We start from the raw sequence: 14377 nt of genomic DNA, 5'->3' as shown, positions 1-14377 counted from the left end.
CAGAGTTGAGTTGATTGATTGGTGCGTTACCCTGTCGCTAACGCACCCTACTTTCAGAGTTGAGTTGATTGATTGGTGCGTTACCCTGTCGCTAACGCACCCTACTTTCAGAGTTGAGTTGATTGATGGGTGCGTTACCCTGTCGCTAACGCACCCTAGTTTCAGAGTTGAGTTGATTGATTGGTGCGTTACGCTGTCGCTAACGCACCCTACTTTTCTAACTTTCATACGGACTTCCATCTTTGTGGGCGAATACCCAAACTCCAGAATTATCTTTGGCAGTTAAGTCATTGTCGGGATAGGTTACTACGTCGTTAGGCGTGCGATCGCCTACTTCTAAATACTCTACAACTGCATTTGATCGATTGATTAAATGATGTCCATCTGCCTCTCCTGCTGGAAAACCTGCTGCCATTCCTGAGTGCAAAATTTGCTCTCCGGCGTTTGTGACTAAGGTAACTTCTCCCGACAAAATGTAGATAAATTCATCTTGGTTAGTATGCCAATGACGCAGTGCCGAACAACTCCCCGGTTCGAGTTTGACGAGATTGACGCCGAAGTTTTTTAACCCTGCTGCATCTCCCAATCTCTTTTTAATTCTACCTGCAACTAACGGTTTAAATTGTTCGGGGTAATTTGAACTTTTTCTATCTGGTATGTTTGGCGGATCGATTAACATGGCGCAACTCCTTGTAAGGTGCTTTAAGCAGCAATAACTTCTGGTTCAGCTATTGCTGCTGCTACCCATTTTTGCATGGCAGTCAGCGACCAAATTGCCTCGGCGTAAGCTTTGGAAATGGGGTCTAGCTGCACGTCGTAGGTGATAAAACGAGAGACGACGGGGGCATACATAGCATCGGCAATGGTGAAATTGCCGAACAGAAAATCGCCGTTGCTGCCATATTTTTGCCGACATTCGCGCCAGATTGTAGTGATGCGATCGCAATCTTCTTGCACTCCCGGTTTCATTCCCTGTCCGGGATAGCGCGCGCGGCAATCCATCGGCATATTTTGCCGCAATTTGACGAAACCTGCGTGCATTTCAGCACTGACGGATCGCGCGATCGCTCTCTTTTCTCTATCTTCTGGCAACAAATTGCGGTCTGGAAATAACTCGGCTATATATTCGCAAATGGCAATAGATTCCCACACCGTTAGCCCATTATGAACTAAAACTGGCACTTTTCCCGATGGGGAATATTGCAATATTTTTTGGCTAGTTTCTGGCGTATGTAGGGGAATTCGCACTTCTTCAAATTCAATCCCTGCTTGCTGCATCGCCAACCAAGGGCGCAAAGACCAGGAGGAATAATTTTTGTTGCCGATAATTAAGGTAAGGTTTGTCATTGTTTTTGGTAATGTTCTATCGCCTGCTGGATAAAATTTTGCCAATTTTCATTTGGTATCCAAATTTGATGTAAATCTCGTTTTGTTTGCTCTTCACTCATGGTTTCATGAATGCGGCGATAAAGATACACGAACGCCGAAACTCTCATATTTGCCGCACAGTGGACAAATATAGGTTGATCGGCGTTCGCTTCCAGGATATGAAAAAAACGGGCAAGATCGTCAAGGGTGGGATTTTCCCAAACTACGGGAATATGAACGTACTCCATCCCCAATGATTCCACAATTTCTTTTTCATTAGGTAAGGCATTTGAAGATGATGTCAGCGCCAGATTTACAACCACTTGATAACCCGATGCTTTAATCGCTGCAAATTGCGCTTCAGTGGGTTGTCCGGATGTTGCCACTGAATCTGATAATTTAAGAAAGTTGTAAATCTCCTCGATTTTCATTCAACTTGCTGGTTCGTAAAAGGTAATGCAGACACCCGCAGGATCTAGAACTACAAATTCTTTCACCCCCCAAGGTTTTGTTTCTAACTTTCCATTCGGATGAATTATCTCTTCTCCTTTGCTTTGAAACTCTTGATAAAGTTGTTCGATGTTGGTGACGTGGATGCGAAGGCTAGTTTCTTCTGCTAGTTGTTTGTAATCGTTTTTGACCAGAAAGATTTCTGCCGTGTCGCGCTTGACAATTGCCATCCGGAGCGGGTTTGCTTCTTTATGGATGGTGGTAAAACCAAGCTTTTCGTAGAATGCAATCGCCACCTCCACATCGCTACCTGCGGGAATCAGAGGACTGATGTTTCCTAAAATTGGTTGTTGGTTCATGATTGTCGATTTTGCATCAGTTTCAACGCCCGCCAGGGATTTAAATCCAAGGGCTAATAGCTAAAGTCCTCTCAAGAGAACTCTGAAAATATTTTAGTCCATTTTAATGGACTTTCGCTATTAGCCCGGAAATTCATTTCCGGGCTGGTTTTGCGGCTTGTCTCAACAATTGAATCAATTAGCTGGTAACTTTTTCACCATGTCTACCGCTATGTTTATCTGAGTGCAATTCACCTCCCACTGCCCAATTTTCTCGCTCGAATTCATCAATGTGAATCGTCACCCACTCTGGCTTTGTTCCCAATGTAGAAACCAGCGTTTCGGTGATGGCTTGAGCTAGTTCTCGTTTCTTTTCGAGCGAATGACCTTTGGCAATTTGGACGGTTACGAAAGGCATAAATTACCTCCTTAAATTGTCCTTTTGATTGATACAGCAGATTGCTTTTCGTGTGAGGTACAGCCTTTTGGCTTCGTTTGTGTAGCGGCACCCTTAAGGGTGCCGCTACACAAACGAAGGTGTACCTCATGCGGCTGCAATCCGCTATAGATAGCACCCTGCGTTCCCTCGCCTTTAAACCGTTACCTTTTCTTTTTCAGCTATCGGTTGTTTGGCAAATTTAGAGAGTCTTCCGTATTTATAATAGGCTGCACAAGCTCCTTCAGAGGAAACCATACAAGTTCCAATCGGAGTTTCGGGGGTGCAGGCCGTACCGAAGACTTTACACTGCCAAGGTTTTAACACTCCTTTGAGGATTTCTCCACACTTACAAGCTTTATGATCGGCAACTTTTACGCCGGGAATCTTAAATTTAACTTCGGCGTCGAATTGGGCATATTCTGCCCGAATTTTTAACCCGGAATTGGGAATATCTCCCAAGCCGCGCCACTCGAAGCTTTCTCGCACTTCAAATACTTTATTCATCGCTTCGAGGGCATTAATATTCCCCCGTTTCTGCACGAGTCGATTGTATTGGTTTTCGACTTCGCAACGTCCTTCTAAGAGTTGCTGCAATAGCATCCAAACCGATTGCAAAATATCTAAAGGTTCAAATCCAGAAACTACAATTGGTTTATGATATTCTTGGGCGATAAACTGATAGGGAACGCTGCCAATTACCATGCTGACGTGACCGGGGCCGATAAAACCATCGAGTTGCAAATCGGGATTATCTAGCAAGGCTTCCAGGGCGGGAATTACCAGGACGTGATTGCTAAACAGGCTGAAGTTTTTAATGTTTTCTGCCGCTGCTTGTAGGACTGTAAAAGCAGTGCTGGGGGCGGTAGTTTCAAACCCGATGGCGAAGAATACAACTTCTTTGTCGGGGTTTTCTTTAGCAATTTTGAGGCTATCTAACGGCGAGTAAACCATGCGGATATCTGCGCCTTGTGCTTTGGCTTGCAACAGGCTATATTTGGAACCGGGAACCCGCATGGCGTCGCCGAATGTGGTAAAGATGACGTTGGGGTTTTGCGAGATGGCGATCGCATCATCTAATCTCCCTTTTGGCATCACGCATACCGGACATCCAGGCCCATGAATAAACTCAATATTATCCGGCAGCATGTCTTCGATGCCATACTTAAAAATCGAATGAGTATGACCGCCGCAGATCTCCATTATTTTGATAGGCTTTTCTAGTTGTTGCCCTAATTTTTGGATTTCCCAAAGTAAGGCTTCGGCTTTTTTTGGATCGCGGAATTCATCAACGTATTTCATAGGGAATTGCTAATTGCTAATTGCTAATTGTTAATTGCTTAAAATGGCTTGGGCTTCTGCTAGTTCTTGTAATAATTGCAAGGTTTCGGCGGCTTCTTCTTCGTCGATGCGGTTCATAGCAAAACCGACGTGAACTAGCACCCAGTCGCCGATACAAGACGCGGGGGGATGTTGTTCGTCAACGATGCAAGCGATATTTACTTGGCGCTTGACTCCGCCTACGTTAACGATGGCTAATTTTTGATTCGCGTCGGTTATTTCTACTATTTGACCGGGAATTCCTAAACACATTTTTAATCTTCCTTTTGCTGTTTATTCTTGTCACCGTGTTAGAATATCTAGTACGATTGATGCTCCAAATTCCGATTCATGATCGATGTCCTGAATTTTTTCTGTCACTGCTTTGGCTTGTTGGACTTCTCCCATTTTAGCTAAAATAAAACCCGTCGCGGCATAAGCATTTAAGTACCGCCTGATCTCCGGTTCTTGGCGGCGAATTGTTAAGATCGGTTTGAGTTTTTCCCAATCATCGGGTAAGTTTTCCGCTCTTTTAACGGTTGCCAAAATTTTCTCTGCCATCTGGAGCGCCATTGGATTATTTCCCTTGTAGTAAAAATAGCGATAGGCGGCAACCAGAATGTCTGGATAAGCTTCGGCTTTTGCCAGAGCTTGGTTCATATATTCATCGGCAATAGCGGTATTTTCCCAGTTGTCTACTGCCTGCATTAACAGGCGTTTGACCGATTCTGGGACTTGATACCCGGAAAACGTATCTTGGCTAGCTTTCATAGAATGATTGTGAGCGATCGCAAATCTCTAACAAGACTTTTACAGGTTTTTCTTAACAATTCAGATAAATTGGGGACTGACGCAAGTGTCACAATAAAAATATCAATTCATGTTCGTAGTAGGCACTAAAGTGCCAATCTTGAAGCGCCCCGCTGACTAAGAACAAACAATAGATGTTCGTAGTAGGCACTAAAGTGCCAATCTTAAAGCGCCCCGCTGACTAAGAACAAACAATAGATGTTCGTAGTAGGCACTAAAGTGCCAATCTTGAAGCCCCCCGCTGACTAAGAACAAACTGATGTGCCAGCTGCGTAAGTCCTCTAATTGTAGGTTGGGTTGAGGTCACGAAACCCAACCTACGCCTGACACAGAAACCCGGTTTTTTTGAAAAACCGGCTTTCACCAATACTAGGATTTGACGCGCAGATCGGCAGGGGGTGTTAGTAAAGCTTCAACAAATAGCTCTCTCGAAGTTTTTTGTGGTACTTTGCCACTTTGGAAAGCTAATTCAGCTTCAAGTTCGTCTACTAAATCCCAAGCGTCGTTTGCTTCTTTCGTGTGAGTTCCGTAAGTAGCAGAAGCAGAGCGAGCATCGGAAACTGCTTGTTTGAGTTTTTGTTCGAGGAAAGAGATCTTGGGATTTTCTAGGAAGTCGCTCTTGTGTACGATGTCGCCAACAGAAATAATCCCCAATAATTCGCCAGCAATTACGGGTGCTTGTAAAATTCCCGTCTGACCAAATAACCGCGCTACGTATTCAACGCCCAGATCGGGGTTGACGACAATGCAGGGCTTGGTCATGATTTCATAAACGCGCACCTGCTTGGTATCTTTGCCGTATGCAACGACTTTGAACGCAATATCTGCTTCGGTGACAATCCCGTAGGCGTCTTCATCGTTGCGAGTTTCTACAACGAGCGATCGCACTCCCCTCAACCGCATTAATTTTACTGCGTCTTCTACCGTTGCCGAACCGCGAATCAGCGCGACATCTTGCGTCATTATGTCTTTAGCTTTCACGATCAATGCTCCTTCAATTAATTGGTTTGTGTTAGAAAATCAACAGGATTTTAAACTGCTGCAATAAACCACTCAGCCGAGTCAATCTGATGTTTTGAAAACTTTAATGTGTGGCATTATCAGAGATTTTTTATTCCTCCCTGAAACATTGAAATTTTCTGGGAGAAGACCTACGCATTCCCCGCTTTTTTAATTTTAGAGATATTCTCTTTCCCCTCACTTTTGAGGGCAGATTCAGGAGTACGTATGTCTACTCGCTTCTTTGAGTTATGGTTTACTGCGAACAATTTAACCTACTTTTATAGTATCACCAATACTTCGGCGAACTCTGAATTTTTCTTTTCCTTAATATTTGTCAAATTCTCATGGCTCAGGACTTACGCAAAGAAACCGGGTTTCTAAGATAAAGAGATCCCAGTAAGAAACCCGGTTTCTAATTAAACAGGGCAGCAGCGATCGCCGCTTGTCCCAGGGATAAACCGCCATCATTGGGCGGTACGATGCTATGAGTGAGTACGGTTAATTTTTTTACTTGCAAGCGCCTGGTAATTAGGTCTAACAGGAGACAATTTTGCCAAACGCCGCCGGATAGGACAACTTGATTAACCAAATAGCGATCGCATAAATGGACAATCATGTCAGAGATCGCATTAGCCAAACCTTGATGGAATTTTGTAGCAATAGCAGATTGAGTCACCTGCTGCTGCAAATCCTCCAACAAAGCTTGCCACATTGGACGCGGTTCCAGGTAGGGGATACTATTTAAAATCCCAATCTCAAAGGGATAAGCAGGGGTATCATTTAAGCTATTGATATCAATTAATGCTTCCATTTCAATTGCCGCTTGCCCTTCATAGCTGGATTCTGCGCGACATATACCAATCGCCGCCGCCACGGCATCAAATAAGCGCCCGCAAGAAGAAGCAAGGGGAGAGTTAATCCGTTTTTCTACCATCTGATTTAGCAGGTTAAGAGGCTTTTGTGCGAAAAAAGTCAATAGGTCTAAATCCCTATATTTTTGGTGTAAATCCTGCCAGTTGAAAGCTGCTGTCAAGTGGGCGTAAGTATTGCGCCAAGGTTGATAAATCGCTTGTTCGCCGCCAATCATCGCCACGGGTTTGAAGGTTCCCAAGCGTTTGTAACTGCGATAATCTGCTAAGAGGAATTCCCCTCCCCAAATTGTACCATCTTCACCGTATCCCAATCCATCTAAAGCAATTCCTAACACGGGTTGTGTATCGAGAGTCAGCTGATTTTCTGCCATGCAAGCGGCGATATGGGCGTGGTGATGTTGGATTTGGTAGAGTTTTAAATTGTTGGCGGCGGCGAGTGAGTGACCTAGTTTGGTCGAGAGATATTCGGGGTGTTGGTCGGTGGCGATCGCGACGGGTTTATGCTCGAATAAATTCAAGTACAAATTCAGCGTATCTCGATAAGCATTAAACGCGGCGGCATTCTCCAAATCCCCCAAATGTTGAGATAAAATTGCCTCCCCATCCCGCAACAAACAAAAGGTATTTTTCAACTCGCTACCCATTGCCAAAATATGCGGGGCGGCTTTAAATCCATCGGGTAAGGTAATGGTAGATGGCGCATATCCTCTAGCGCGCCGGATTGTTTGTAATTTGTCCCCAATCCCCCGCACGACAGAATCATCAATTCGGTTAACAATATCTCGATTGTGGAGTAAGAAATAATCGGCTATTTTCCCTAACTTTGACCGCGCTTCATCGTTATCAATGCATTGCGGTTCGTCGGAAAGATTGCCGCTGGTTAATACAATTGGGCGTTCCATCCGCTTTAAAATTAGATGATGCAGCGGAGTATAAGGAAGCATAAATCCAAGGGTATTTTGCCCAGGCGCAACCGCAGCAGCAATGGCATTTTCGATTGTGTCTTTCCTTGGCAATAAAACAATCGGTGCGGCGGGACTTTGTAGTAATTCTCTTTCCTTAGCGCTGACGATGCAAGACTTTTCAATAATTTCTATATCCCGCGCCATTAAAGCAAAGGGTTTGTGATAGCGTTGCTTGCGCTGACGCAATTTTTGCACCGCAGTTTCATTCGTCCCATCGCAAGCTAAATGAATTCCCCCTATCCCTTTAATCGCCACAATTTCACCCCTTTGTAATAGGGTACAAACTGCATCCACATCATCCATCATCGAAAACATAGAAGCAGTCACGGGTTTACCATCTGCGCGTTCTAACCATGCAGAAGGACCGCATTTATAACAGGCTACAGGTTGGGCGTGAAAGCGACGATTTTCTACATCGTGATATTCTTTTTCGCATTCCGGACACATGGGAAAATTCGCCATGCTGGTGTTGCGGCGGTCGTAAGGAATTGCCCGAATAATACTTAAACGAGGCCCGCAATGAGTGCAATTTGTAAAAGGATAGCGATACCAGCGACTAAAGGGGTCGAGTGTTTCGGTTTTGCATGGGGGACAAGTAGCAGCATCGGGGGCAATTTTAGTGCGGACTTTACTGCTAATACTGGCAGCGATAGCGAAATCATTTAACTCGTCTAAATTGCCTTCATAACCCGTGCGAATAATTGCTTCAATTTTGGCTAACGGCGGACATTCTTCCTGCAACCTTTGGACAAATTCATCGATGGATTCATTAGTACCGGATGCGCGGATTAAAACGCCTTCCCCGTCGTTGCAAACATCTCCTTTTAACCCGCAAGCTTTAGCAAGGCGATACACCGTAGGACGAAATCCTACGCCTTGAACTGTGCCGCATACCCTGATTTGTTCTTGAGTCATTGGTAATTGCTAATTGCTAATTGCTAATTGCTAATAGATTTCTCCAAAAACTCTTGTGGGATAGGCGTCTCGCCTGTCTTTGAGATTCTTTGTTGGAGAGGTCTAATGGGTTAGATGCCAGAGTAAAACTCGATTATTGCCAGAGTCGGCAATAACTGCTGTATTCCCGCAAATTTGGATACCATAAGGCCAACAAAAAGTATCTCGCATCGCTAGTCCAAAATCGCGATTTTCGCCTTTACTTTGAAAATCTCTTTGTCCGGTGATTCCATCTGCATCAGCCCCCTGTAAAGATAAAATTGATAGTGGCTTTTTCCATCCCAATAATCGGGAATTCGCTGTATCGGCAACGAATAACCAATCGCCCCAAGTGCCAAGACCATAAGGCAGACTCAAACTGCTAGGAGTCGGACAATAAACTCCTTGATTCATTTCGACCGATTCAAAATTATTTTGCCCTAAAACAACGGCACAAGGGGTGTTATTTTCTCTGGGTATTCCGTCCCAAACCATTGCGCGGTTATTTCCCGCATCGATCAGGACTAGATTGTCTTCCCAAAAGGTTATGCTATGAGGCCATCTCATAGTCGAAGCAGTAGGAGAACCGCCGCCATTTTCGTTACGAGAAACCATATCCGGTTGTCCCAAAACCACATCCGCAGGTTGACCGTTTTCTTGCGGCAATTGATTCCAAATCAACACCCGCCGATTTCCCGTATCCGCAACAAACAATCGCCCTTGACGATACAAAACCCCATAAGGCCAGTGTAAGGTATGGGCATCCGCATCCAAACTTCCCCGATTCGATTCGTTGTGGGTAAAATCCACTTGTCCCAACACCAAATCTGCCGGAACATTACTATCTTCCGGCAGACTTTTCCAAATCAAAACGCGGTGATTCCAAGCATCCGCCACCGCCAATCCTTCCCCACAAACGCAAACGCCAGTCGGTACGCTTAACGTTGCCGCAACAGGCGTTTTTTTAGCATTTTGTCCTTCAGAATTAAAGTTTGGTTGTCCGATAACCCAATCAGCAGGTTCTCCGTCTTGTTGAGGTCGATTTCGCCATCCTAATAATCGATGATGACCCGTATCCGACACCCACAAAGCGCCTGTTTCTGACACCAAACAAGCACCGCGAGGGCCAAATAAAGTAGTAGCACTCGGTGCGACGGGAATTGCTAATTCACCCTGTGCGGGACTTATGCCTAAAATTACCTCAGCACCTTGAGATGAAAGAGGCAAAGGTTGAGGTTGCTTTTTCACTTCTGAATTAACTGCTGTTGCAGGACTAAGCTTAATTCGGGTATCCATTTTTTTAATCGGTTTGGATTGATATCGGTTTGGATTGATATTTTGTCCGATTCTCGCCTAGCTTCAAAGTCCGCCCGGAAATTAATTTCCGGGCTAATAGCTGAAGTCCACTTAAGTGGACTGAAAAACCGCATACCCAGTCCTCTTAAGAGGACTTTCGCTATTAGCCCTTGGATTTTAATCCCTGGCGGGTTAATGATACAGGTGCGAACACTCGTTTTTAACCAACTCTCCTACAAGAATGCTAGCGAATCTATTCTCAAATTGGTTTACCCTGTAAATAACTCGTTACTTCTCCACCTGCACAAATACCTTATTCCCATCCACTCGCACGGGATAAGACTCCAGGGGAAGTTCTGGCGCAGTCAAGCATTCACCAGTCTCTAATTTGTACTTAAATCGGTGGAAAGGACAAGTAATGATGCCGTTACTAACCTGACCCATATCTATAGGATAGGCCAGGTGAGTGCAAGCATTGCGGTAACAGGTAATTTTGTCACCTTTACGCCATAAAATCACCCTTTGCCCATCAACCTCTGCTGCTAAAACACACCATTCTGGAATTTTTTCAACCCTTGTGACTTCGACGCATCTATCTTCTATTGTACCCTCAAAGGGACTGGTTAAACTCAGATCTGCCTCCTTGGTCTTATTAACCGCAACTACATGGGTAATTTCCGGACAATAAGCCTTGATTGTATGTTCTATTCCTTCAGTTAAAGTCAGGCTGGAAGCGACACAATGGCTGCAATTTCCGATTAACCGTATTTCTACCGTATCCGGTAATTTAACTGCCACCAATTCCACATCCCCGTCATGGCTTTTCAAGCTGGGGCGTACTGCTTCTAAAGCTGTCTGAATTCGCTGTTCTAAAGGTGCTTGCGGCGGTTTTACTAATTCGTGATAGCGCAAGATTCCGTAGACAACCTCATCTTCAACAGCATGGCGTAATGCTTCCAGGGATTCTTGCTTAACGGTGCGAATTAACCGGGTTAGCGCTTCTTTATGTAAATCTTCAATCGCTCTTTTTAATCCAACAACGACACAGCGCTGACCTTCATCCCACTCGGAAATAATCGCCTCAAAGCGGCTGATTTCGGCGACTAATTCTTCCAGCGTCGATTTCTCTTCAACGGTTGGTTTATCCTTGGCGATGGTCATAATAAATTGCTGGCTAATTGCTGGCTAATAAACTTCTCCAATAACTCTTGTGGGATAGGCGTCTCGCCTGTCAAAGAGTTTGTTTGTTCGAGAGGTCTAATGGCTAAATGGGGATGGGGAATTATGGCATCCCTATCCCCCATCTCTACTTCATTTTGATGTCCTTTAGCAAAAATGGCATGATTGCGCCTGTTGCTAAACTGGATACAATTACCGGAAACCAAAAGGGAACTTCTGTTTGTGCCAAGGATACCAGTAACAGCGAACCAATCCCCGCACCAATCGCAGTTTGCCGATAAAAATATCCGGGGTTTCGTAGCAGCTTTCCTTTGAGAAGTAACTTTGTAGAAAACCAGCCGACTTCTAACATGATTCCTCCTAATGGGTAATTGGTAATGCGTAATTGGTAATTGGGGAAGTTTTATCCTACGAATCTGAGGATAACTAGCCCGATTAATACGGCGGGAATTACGCCCGCTGGGCCAAATAATCCGCCAATCATAGCAGCCAACTGATTCCCTAAATCTTTCCCACCCACCAACACTCCACCAATTGCACCGCCGATTAGCGATAAAGCGGCAGCTAACACTAACCACACCAATCCTGTCATGAAGTTAATATCCCCAGCCGCCAAGCTGGTGAGAAAGTCTTTCAAAGTCGGGCTTGTCAAAATTTCATCCATTGTGTGTTTTCCTCTCAATTGGTGATTGCTAATTGCTTGCTAATTGCTAATTGCTAATTGGGGATTCCTTTCCATTACCTATTAGCCATTAGCCAGCAATTTCCTGCAATGCTTGGGCTACGGTTTGCGCTTGTTCTATCTGTCCGTATTGGGTGAAAATTTCCAACGCTTCTTGATAGTAAGTACTTGCTTGGGCAAGATTTTTGGGATTGCCCGCTTCTGGTTTTTCCCAGTCGTCGGGTAAGTTAGAAAGGGCGTTGGCTTTGTTAGAAATTGTGTTGGCGTATTCTAAGGGCGTGTCTTGACGTGTCCGCACTTTTAACGCTTCATTGTATGCTGCGATCGCTCGCAAATTATTCTCCACCGGATGGGAACTCCGCAAGTATTGCAAAGCGTTGCCCAAATTATTCTGCAACATCGCATATTCGCTGGGATGATCGATCGGGTTAATCTGCTTTAGCGCCTCCTCAAACGACTGCACAGCCAAACCTTGCCGCAACTCTTCCCCCGCCGCCGCTAACGGCATCGAAAGATATGCAATCGCAATATTATTGTGCAAAATCGCAAATTCCTGGGGATACGCCGCTGCGGTAAACACCCGCAACGCCCGCTGATACGCAGAAATCCCATCCGCCACCTTCGCCAAATTAAACGGCACCAGCGATTGCAACACCAGTCCCAAATTCATCTGCGCTTCCGCCACTTCCTCCGGCGAGGCAAATTCTTGCAACACCGGCATCGCCGCTTCATACCCAGCTTTCGCTTGCAATAGCAAATCCGTCCCCTCCGCCCCAATTGTGCGTAGCGCCGTCGCCATTCCCGCCGTCGCCCTCGCTTTCAGTAGGGGATACTCCTCACCGCACAGATCGATCGCACGGTAATACAGGGTTACCGCGTCCTGCAACTCCTTGGCACTTTTGGGCTTTTTCTGAAAACCCAGTGCCATTTCGATCAGCATTTCGATTTTTTCTTGAGTTGTTGCTGATTCTGATTCTATCGCTGCGATCGCTGCCTTCACCGCCGCATCGGTGATGCTACGTGTCACCACCACCCTCCTTTAACCAGGTAATGATTTAACGCCCACTTCACAGAACTATAAAACACCTTTCTTCTAAAAATCTAGACTTTATTTTCAAATGTTTACAATCCGATCCATTTTTTTAACCCCTTTTATTTTTCTCAAAGAACGCCCGCTATCGTCATAATCTGACTATACTATTAAAATGATTCTGATTATATTGACATTTTTTATCAACTATATTTAAACAAACAATTAGTTGTTTAAATAGATGGAAGATAGAGGTTCGTAAACGGCTAAAGCCTTGTCATACAAGGTTTTCAACAATAAAACCAACATCGTCAGTAGACATCCTAACACTAAGCTGACCTTTATAAGTTCCCGTTTTTGAACCAAAAAATTGTTGTTAAAACTACTTTTTAAGGTTTTCTTCAGACTTGAACGAAGCCAATTATAAACTTTTATTAAACCCAATAGTCTTAAATCAAAAATTGCCAGATATTGAGAAATAAGAGTGTAGAAGCGAGTGGCGATTCCCTGCGGCACGCACAGGAATCGTCACGATCATTTGGCATTGGAAACAATAGAAAAAATCTAGCTTATGGTAAACGTACTGTGGCTGCAAGGTGCTGCCTGTTCGGGTAACACCATGTCATTTCTCAACGCCGAAGAACCCACCGCCTGCGACTTAATTGCAGATTTTGGTATCAACGTACTTTGGCATCCATCCTTGGGATTGGAATTAGGCGCAAACTTGCAAAAACTCTTGTGGGATTGCATAAACGGCAAAATTCCCCTCGATATCCTAGTTTTTGAAGGCAGCGTCGTCCAAGCACCCAACGGTACCGGAACTTGGAACCGTTTCGCCGATCGTCCGATGAAAGACTGGTTAACCGACCTTTCCCAAGTCGCCAGCTTTGTCGTTGCGGTGGGAGACTGCGCCACCTGGGGCGGAATTCCCGCAATGGAACCCAACCCCAGCGACTCGACGGGATTGCAATTTCTCAAACGCAAAGAAGGCGGATTTTTAGGGACAGAATACCGTTCAAAAGGCGGATTACCTGTGATTAACATACCCGGATGTCCCGCCCATCCAGACTGGATAACTCAGATATTAGTTGCCATAGCAACCGGAAGAATTAGCGACATTACCCTTGACGAATTAAATCGACCCCAAACCTTCTTCAAGAGTTTTACCCAAACAGGATGTACCCGCAACGTACACTTTGCCTACAAAGCATCCACCGCCGAATTTGGACAGAGGAAAGGTTGCCTATTTTACGACTTGGGTTGTCGCGGTCCGATGACCCATTCATCCTGCAACCGGATATTGTGGAACCGCGTTTCATCCAAAACCCGTGCCGGGATGCCATGTTTAGGTTGCACCGAACCAGAGTTCCCCTTCCACGACCTCAAACCGGGAACCGTTTTTAAGACCCAAACAGTCTTAGGAGTGCCCAAAGAATTGCCAGTAGGCATGAACAAAAAAGACTACGCCCTCCTCACCATCGTGGCAAAAGATGCAACGCCAAAATGGGCAGAAGAGGACATTTTCACAGTGTAGCTAATAGCTAATCGCTAATGGCTAATGGCTAGAAAAATTAGCAATTAGCAATTAGCAAGGATGGCTAATGGCTAATGGCTAGAAAAATTAGCAATTAGCAATTAGCAATTAGCAAGGATGGCTAATGGCTAATGGCTAGAAAAATTAGCAATTAGCAATTAG

General features: G+C 44.9%; 18 protein-coding genes. 1 reads left to right on the top strand and 17 read right to left on the bottom strand.

What is annotated here, in order from left to right; translation table 11 throughout:
- The 17 genes from MiSe_RS42540 to MiSe_RS42460 all read right to left on the bottom strand — a co-directional run.
- Positions 1-228, bottom strand: a 228-nt coding sequence (locus MiSe_RS42540) for a hypothetical protein (protein WP_226592239.1), incomplete at its 3' end; no start/stop codon positions are given.
- Positions 218-679 (bottom strand): cupin domain-containing protein, encoded by a 462-nt coding sequence (locus MiSe_RS42535; RefSeq protein ID WP_226592238.1) that lies wholly within the window; start codon positions 677-679, stop codon positions 218-220. The genes MiSe_RS42540 and MiSe_RS42535, both read right to left, overlap by 11 nt.
- Positions 680-702: 23 nt before the next feature.
- Positions 703-1347 (bottom strand): glutathione S-transferase family protein, encoded by a 645-nt coding sequence (locus tag MiSe_RS42530; protein ID WP_226592235.1) that lies wholly within the window; start codon positions 1345-1347, stop codon positions 703-705.
- A complete protein-coding gene (locus MiSe_RS42525) occupies positions 1344-1799 on the bottom strand; it encodes a protein tyrosine phosphatase family protein (protein WP_226592233.1) in 456 nt (151 codons plus the stop codon). The genes MiSe_RS42530 and MiSe_RS42525 overlap by 4 nt, the downstream gene beginning before the upstream one ends.
- Positions 1800-2177 carry a DUF8817 family protein gene (locus tag MiSe_RS42520; protein ID WP_226592231.1) on the bottom strand — a complete coding sequence of 126 codons (378 nt, stop codon included), beginning with the start codon at positions 2175-2177 and terminating at the stop codon, positions 1800-1802.
- A gap of 178 nt (positions 2178-2355) precedes the next feature.
- A complete protein-coding gene (locus MiSe_RS42515; RefSeq protein ID WP_226592229.1) occupies positions 2356-2574 on the bottom strand; it encodes a tautomerase family protein in 219 nt (72 codons plus the stop codon).
- Between the two features lie 174 nt (positions 2575-2748).
- Positions 2749-3894 carry a hydrogenase formation protein HypD gene (hypD, locus tag MiSe_RS42510; RefSeq protein ID WP_226592227.1) on the bottom strand — a complete coding sequence of 382 codons (1146 nt, stop codon included), beginning with the start codon at positions 3892-3894 and terminating at the stop codon, positions 2749-2751.
- A 30-nt stretch (positions 3895-3924) separates the two neighbouring features.
- Positions 3925-4185, bottom strand: coding sequence for a HypC/HybG/HupF family hydrogenase formation chaperone (locus MiSe_RS42505; protein ID WP_226592225.1), 261 nt, complete (start codon positions 4183-4185; stop codon positions 3925-3927).
- Between the two features lie 30 nt (positions 4186-4215).
- Complete coding sequence (locus MiSe_RS42500) at positions 4216-4683, bottom strand: hypothetical protein (RefSeq protein ID WP_226592222.1); 468 nt, start codon at positions 4681-4683, stop codon at positions 4216-4218.
- Positions 4684-5091: 408 nt separating this feature from the next.
- On the bottom strand, positions 5092-5685 hold the full coding sequence (locus MiSe_RS42495; RefSeq protein ID WP_444980619.1) for a CBS domain-containing protein: 594 nt from the start codon (positions 5683-5685) through the stop codon (positions 5092-5094).
- Positions 5686-6136: 451 nt separating this feature from the next.
- Positions 6137-8476, bottom strand: a complete 2340-nt coding sequence (gene hypF, locus MiSe_RS42490; RefSeq protein ID WP_226592220.1) for a carbamoyltransferase HypF — start codon at positions 8474-8476, stop codon at positions 6137-6139.
- 102 nt (positions 8477-8578) lie between these two features.
- On the bottom strand, positions 8579-9790 hold the full coding sequence (locus tag MiSe_RS42485; protein ID WP_226592218.1) for an NHL repeat-containing protein: 1212 nt from the start codon (positions 9788-9790) through the stop codon (positions 8579-8581).
- A 288-nt stretch (positions 9791-10078) separates the two neighbouring features.
- Positions 10079-10951: a NifU family protein gene (locus MiSe_RS42480; RefSeq protein WP_226592216.1), complete on the bottom strand. Its 873-nt coding sequence runs from the start codon at positions 10949-10951 to the stop codon at positions 10079-10081.
- The gene (locus tag MiSe_RS42475; protein WP_226592214.1) at positions 10948-11094 is read right to left on the bottom strand and encodes a hypothetical protein; all 147 of its coding nucleotides are present in this window, start codon (positions 11092-11094) and stop codon (positions 10948-10950) included. The genes MiSe_RS42480 and MiSe_RS42475 overlap by 4 nt, the downstream gene beginning before the upstream one ends.
- 2 nt (positions 11095-11096) lie before the next feature.
- Complete coding sequence (locus MiSe_RS42470; RefSeq protein WP_226592212.1) at positions 11097-11321, bottom strand: hypothetical protein; 225 nt, start codon at positions 11319-11321, stop codon at positions 11097-11099.
- 51 nt (positions 11322-11372) lie between these two features.
- On the bottom strand, positions 11373-11633 hold the full coding sequence (locus MiSe_RS42465; protein ID WP_226592211.1) for an asr0689 family protein: 261 nt from the start codon (positions 11631-11633) through the stop codon (positions 11373-11375).
- Between the two features lie 88 nt (positions 11634-11721).
- The gene (locus MiSe_RS42460; protein ID WP_226592209.1) at positions 11722-12678 is read right to left on the bottom strand and encodes a tetratricopeptide repeat protein; all 957 of its coding nucleotides are present in this window, start codon (positions 12676-12678) and stop codon (positions 11722-11724) included.
- 574 nt (positions 12679-13252) lie between these two features.
- Between MiSe_RS42460 and MiSe_RS42455 the strand changes: the two genes are divergently transcribed.
- Entirely contained in the window at positions 13253-14215 is a 963-nt protein-coding gene (locus MiSe_RS42455) for a hydrogenase small subunit (RefSeq protein ID WP_226592207.1), read from the top strand.
- The last annotated feature ends 162 nt before the right edge of the window (positions 14216-14377 follow it).

Origin of the sequence: Microseira wollei NIES-4236, from assembly GCF_020521235.1 — a bacterium.
Taxonomy (GTDB): domain Bacteria; phylum Cyanobacteriota; class Cyanobacteriia; order Cyanobacteriales; family Aerosakkonemataceae; genus Microseira; species Microseira wollei.
This window is presented reverse-complemented; position numbering and strand designations above follow the sequence as displayed.

What these genes read in the sequence shown, in the direction of transcription:
- MiSe_RS42475 (WP_226592214.1), bottom strand. Translation starts at nt 11,094, where the DNA reads ATGGGGGATAGGGATGCCATAATTCCCCATCCCCATTTAGCCATTAGA.
- hypD (WP_226592227.1), bottom strand. Translation starts at nt 3,894, where the DNA reads ATGAAATACGTTGATGAATTCCGCGATCCAAAAAAAGCCGAAGCCTTA.
- MiSe_RS42530 (WP_226592235.1), bottom strand. Translation starts at nt 1,347, where the DNA reads ATGACAAACCTTACCTTAATTATCGGCAACAAAAATTATTCCTCCTGG.
- MiSe_RS42485 (WP_226592218.1), bottom strand. Translation starts at nt 9,790, where the DNA reads ATGGATACCCGAATTAAGCTTAGTCCTGCAACAGCAGTTAATTCAGAA.
- MiSe_RS42515 (WP_226592229.1), bottom strand. Translation starts at nt 2,574, where the DNA reads ATGCCTTTCGTAACCGTCCAAATTGCCAAAGGTCATTCGCTCGAAAAG.
- MiSe_RS42470 (WP_226592212.1), bottom strand. Translation starts at nt 11,321, where the DNA reads ATGTTAGAAGTCGGCTGGTTTTCTACAAAGTTACTTCTCAAAGGAAAG.
- MiSe_RS42535 (WP_226592238.1), bottom strand. Translation starts at nt 679, where the DNA reads ATGTTAATCGATCCGCCAAACATACCAGATAGAAAAAGTTCAAATTAC.
- hypF (WP_226592220.1), bottom strand. Translation starts at nt 8,476, where the DNA reads ATGACTCAAGAACAAATCAGGGTATGCGGCACAGTTCAAGGCGTAGGA.
- MiSe_RS42520 (WP_226592231.1), bottom strand. Translation starts at nt 2,177, where the DNA reads ATGAACCAACAACCAATTTTAGGAAACATCAGTCCTCTGATTCCCGCA.
- MiSe_RS42480 (WP_226592216.1), bottom strand. Translation starts at nt 10,951, where the DNA reads ATGACCATCGCCAAGGATAAACCAACCGTTGAAGAGAAATCGACGCTG.
- MiSe_RS42525 (WP_226592233.1), bottom strand. Translation starts at nt 1,799, where the DNA reads ATGAAAATCGAGGAGATTTACAACTTTCTTAAATTATCAGATTCAGTG.
- MiSe_RS42500 (WP_226592222.1), bottom strand. Translation starts at nt 4,683, where the DNA reads ATGAAAGCTAGCCAAGATACGTTTTCCGGGTATCAAGTCCCAGAATCG.
- MiSe_RS42505 (WP_226592225.1), bottom strand. Translation starts at nt 4,185, where the DNA reads ATGTGTTTAGGAATTCCCGGTCAAATAGTAGAAATAACCGACGCGAAT.
- MiSe_RS42465 (WP_226592211.1), bottom strand. Translation starts at nt 11,633, where the DNA reads ATGGATGAAATTTTGACAAGCCCGACTTTGAAAGACTTTCTCACCAGC.
- MiSe_RS42495 (WP_444980619.1), bottom strand. Translation starts at nt 5,685, where the DNA reads ATGACGCAAGATGTCGCGCTGATTCGCGGTTCGGCAACGGTAGAAGAC.
- MiSe_RS42455 (WP_226592207.1), top strand. Translation starts at nt 13,253, where the DNA reads ATGGTAAACGTACTGTGGCTGCAAGGTGCTGCCTGTTCGGGTAACACC.